5 protein-coding genes are annotated in these 3,927 nt (G+C 39.0%); all 5 read left to right on the top strand.

Going from position 1 to position 3,927, the window contains the following annotated elements:
• Window positions 1–207: 207 nt before the first annotated feature.
• Window positions 208–579: a hypothetical protein gene (locus ACH2CJ_RS06850; RefSeq protein ID WP_394991524.1), complete on the top strand. Its 372-nt coding sequence runs from the start codon at window positions 208–210 to the stop codon at window positions 577–579.
• Window positions 580–608: 29 nt separating this feature from the next.
• Entirely contained in the window at window positions 609–1,964 is a 1,356-nt protein-coding gene (locus ACH2CJ_RS06845) for a hypothetical protein (RefSeq protein ID WP_394991523.1), read from the top strand.
• Window positions 1,964–2,920 (top strand): DUF6712 family protein, encoded by a 957-nt coding sequence (locus ACH2CJ_RS06840; RefSeq protein ID WP_394991521.1) that lies wholly within the window; start codon window positions 1,964–1,966, stop codon window positions 2,918–2,920. Before ACH2CJ_RS06845 ends, ACH2CJ_RS06840 begins: the two co-directional genes overlap by 1 nt.
• 28 nt (window positions 2,921–2,948) lie before the next feature.
• A complete protein-coding gene (locus ACH2CJ_RS06835) occupies window positions 2,949–3,431 on the top strand; it encodes a CHAP domain-containing protein (protein WP_394991518.1) in 483 nt (160 codons plus the stop codon).
• Window positions 3,432–3,453: 22 nt separating this feature from the next.
• The coding region (locus tag ACH2CJ_RS06830; protein WP_394991516.1) for a phage holin family protein at window positions 3,454–3,927 on the top strand (474 nt) is incomplete at its 3' end.

Raw genomic sequence — 3,927 nt, 5'->3', positions numbered from 1 at the left:
CCACAATTCTTCGCTGGACAAGAGATGCTCGAATGCTTGTTCGGTTGTGATGTCTTTTAGGCTTTGTAACATCTTCATTTCGGTACTTTTTATGAGATTTTGCATGGCTTCATGCGTTTTTTTTATCGTTTCTTGACTTAGGCCTTTTGTTTTCATCATTGTTTTTTCTTCAAAGATATGCTAATTGTTTGAAATTTCAAACAAGTGATGCAAAATAACATTTCCAACTTTTTTTGGGAGTCGTTGGTCGTATTTTCGGGCATGGAATTTATCAGTTTGAGGGATGCTTTGAGACTAATTGATGCGGTAGATGGTGGTGGTTTTGCTCAAATTAATCACTTAGTGTTTGTTACGGCCGACCGTCGGCGTAGGACTGGTGGAAAGGTGATCGAAATGAAAAAAGCGGTGGTGAATAAGCCTCGTTTGACGAAAGCCCAGATTACTAATTATGATACCAAAAAGAACGAAAATTTGGTGCAAACGGAGAGATTAAGGCGAATTAGAGAGTATCACGGTACACAAGTGATAAGTATTCATGTTGATTTGCTTTTGATGATAAATGGTAAAGGAGTGCTTTGAGTTAAGAGGTTTTTTTAAATAACAAAATTGTGGCAGCATCTACTGAGGTAATATTTGAGGGGTCTATGGCTTTTATTCCTGAAAGCCGGGCAATGGTGTATATGGAGGGCAGTGCTGATGAGCGTAAGATAATGAATACTTTGGGTGGTAAGCCTTCAATGCCTCGAAATAGTCGTGAGCCAGTGAATAGTGGTGTGATTAATTGGGGCGATGGTAATAATATGCCGATCGAGATTTTGAAGGAGATACGGGCGGATAGTTCGATTGAGCAAATTATTAGATGGAAAGCAAATATTGCGGTTAGGCGTGGATTGGTAGCTATGCAGGTTATTGATCAAGATGACGAAGGCAATGAGGTTTTGAAGTACATAAAAGATGCCGAAATACAGGATTTTTATTCAAATAAGCGTTTTAAACGCTGGCATTTGGAGAGCTTCTTGGATCTATATTCGTTTCAAAATGCTGGGTCTGAATTGATTTTGAGCAAGGATAGAAGTAAAATATTACAGATTGTGCATCAGGAAGTGATGTATAGTCGATTTGAGGAAAGACAGGCGGATGGCAGCATCAAGAATGTGGTGCTGAGTGGTGATTTTCCTTATGTTACAGAGAAGAATGTGGCAAAAGTGCCGTTGATTGACCCTTATTCATATACCAATATTGCTGATATACGAAATGGCAAAGATTTTAAATATTGGTATCCTACAAATTTTCCTTCAATTGGGGATAATGACTTATATCAAACGCCATCGTGGTGGGGATTTGTGAAAAGCGGCTGGAAAGATGTGCGTAAGATGATTCCGAAGGCGAAAGTGGCTATGATGAAAAATCGTATGCTAATTCTCTACATGATTGAAATTCCGTCAAATTATTGGCAAACGCAAAATTCTAACTGGTCTTCGCTGACAAAAGATGAAAAAAAGGCGATTAGAAAAGCGAAGTTGGATGAAATGAATGAGTTTTTGACCAATATGGAAAACCACGGAAAGGGTATTATCACCGAATTTCCTGTGGATGACCAAGGAAAGGCATATCACGGTTGGAAAATTTCACCGATTGGCGATAAAAGTAAGGAAGGAATGTACTTGGACGATTTTCAAGAAAGTACGGCTTTGATGTTTTATGCTTTTGGAGTTGACCCCACTTTGGCGGGTTTTGCGAGTAAAGAAATGGGAAGCCGCAGCGGTGGAAGTGATAAGCGTGAAGCTCTTTTGATTTACGAAGAAACCATCCAACCCGAAAGAGATTTGGCGTTGGAAGCTCCGTTGTTTGTGGCGGAATATAATGGTTGGATGGACAAATACCGTGGTTTTAAATTATGTCACACTGACAAGGTTTTGACAACTTTGGATACGGGTGGCGGAACTAAAAAAGTTGTAGGCTGATGGCATTTTTTAAGACAAATAATATTGCAGAATTTCAGGCTTGCGTACCTGTTTCGGTCGATTTTAGTTTGAATCGGGTGATGAATAGTATTTTGAGTATTGGGCTTCGATGGGTGAAACCTGCGATTGGTGCTACGCTTTACAATGATTTGGATACAAAATACAACGCTAACACATTAAGCCCTACTGAACTTACGGCGGTGAAATTGATTCAAATGACGATTGCAAATTTGGTGATTGGTCAGGATTTGCCGCTTTTGGGAAGTGTAATTGATGATGCTGGGGTGTATATGAATAAGTCGGCGGAAAAGTGGGTGTTGGGTGATGCACAGTTGGCAAAAGCAGAAGATAGGTATTGGGAACGTGGGATTGATGGTTTGGAGGACTTGGTTAGTTTTTTAAATGAAAATGCAAGTAGTAGCGTATTGGTAGGGTACTATAATTCGATTCAGCAGGGGCTGACTAAGGAATTGTTGGTTGGAACAGCGGAAGTTTTTGGGGTATATTATCAGATTTGGCGTAATGCTTTGACATTTTGGGCGTTGAAAGCTCACTTATTAAGTGTGCAACGGGGAATAATTGCTAATACATTGGCTGATGCTTTTACGAGTGTAGTTACGCCTGGTAATGATGTGAAGAAGTTGAAGCTCTTGGGCATGGTGCAAGAAGCGATGGTGTATTTAAGCATGGCACAGGGCTTGAAGTTGCGGAAGATAAAGATCAGTAGGGATGCTGTAACGGTATTGATGGAGCAGTACGAAGTAAGAGCAATGCAAACGCCTGCATTGAATGATATACTGGTAGCAGCGAGAAGTTTTGAGGAAATGGGACTGGCTAAACTGATGCAGATAGAGGATTATTTGGTGATGAATGCGGCTGATTTGGGCTATACGATTGTAGAAGTTGTAGAGAGTGGTTCGATTAATAAAAAGGAAAATGGGCTGTATATGTGCTAAGATAGAATGTAGCGATAAATGTAAACTTATGAACAAGATTTTAGCAGTTGCCACGAAGTACATTGGGGAAACCGAAAAACCTAAGAATTCGGGTTTTACGAAACCTGAATTTGAAAAGAGAATGGTAGCCGTGGGTTGGGGTAGAGCGATGGCGTGGTGTGCTTTTTTTGTAGAATTGGTTTGTCGAGAAGCAATGCCTGAGCAAGATGCGGAATTGGCTAAATTGTTTAGTGGTTCGGCATTGACGACGTATAATAATTTTGAGAAAATAGGTAAAACATCTCAAACACCGAAAATTGGAGATTTGGTTGTGTGGAGGTACGGTAAGACTTGGCAAGGACATATTGGTATTGTTACGGAAGTTTATGGCACTGATATGATTACTACAATTGAAGGTAATACGAATGACATGGGCGGTCGTGAAGGCTATATTGTAGCAAAAAAAATGAGAAAGTTAAACCAACGTTTCCTTGAAAAAGGGCTAAATATTGAAGGATTTATAACTGTTTGATAGAATTGTAAAAATTAGAACAATGATGTTTAAAATTGGGATTTACTTTTTTAAATTACTGAATTTCTATACGAATAAATCAGTATTGGCTTGGGTGTTATCACTTTCGGCAATTGAGATATTTTTGACCGAAGTTGGTTTTAATGGCCCCCTTCTGGCATTTCTTCTTGCCCTTGTATTATTAGATTCAGTTACGGGCTTTTGGGCTGCATATCGAAAAGCTGAAGTATCCTCAAAAGGCTGGGCTAAGTTCATTGATAAGGTAATTGTCTATTTTGTTTTGGTAGGAGTTACTTGGTGGATTATGCGACTTGGCAAAAGTAATTTACCACAAATACTTTGGACGGATGATGTAATACTAATAGCCTTAATTTTTCGAGAATTGACTTCTATCATTGAAAATCTTGGAAAAATAAATGCTGAATTAGTTCCAAGTTGGATTCTGAAAAAGTTAAAGCAATTTAACGAAAACGGGGAATATATACCTACTGAAAAA

Origin of the sequence: Emticicia sp., from assembly GCF_043780375.1 — a bacterium.
Classification (GTDB): Bacteria; Bacteroidota; Bacteroidia; order Cytophagales; family Spirosomataceae; genus Emticicia.
This window is presented reverse-complemented; position numbering and strand designations above follow the sequence as displayed.

Coding starts and splice junctions, on each gene's coding strand:
- ACH2CJ_RS06840 (WP_394991521.1), top strand. CDS start 1,964: ATGGCATTTTTTAAGACAAATAATATTGCAGAATTTCAGGCTTGCGTA.
- ACH2CJ_RS06850 (WP_394991524.1), top strand. CDS start 208: ATGCAAAATAACATTTCCAACTTTTTTTGGGAGTCGTTGGTCGTATTT.
- ACH2CJ_RS06835 (WP_394991518.1), top strand. CDS start 2,949: ATGAACAAGATTTTAGCAGTTGCCACGAAGTACATTGGGGAAACCGAA.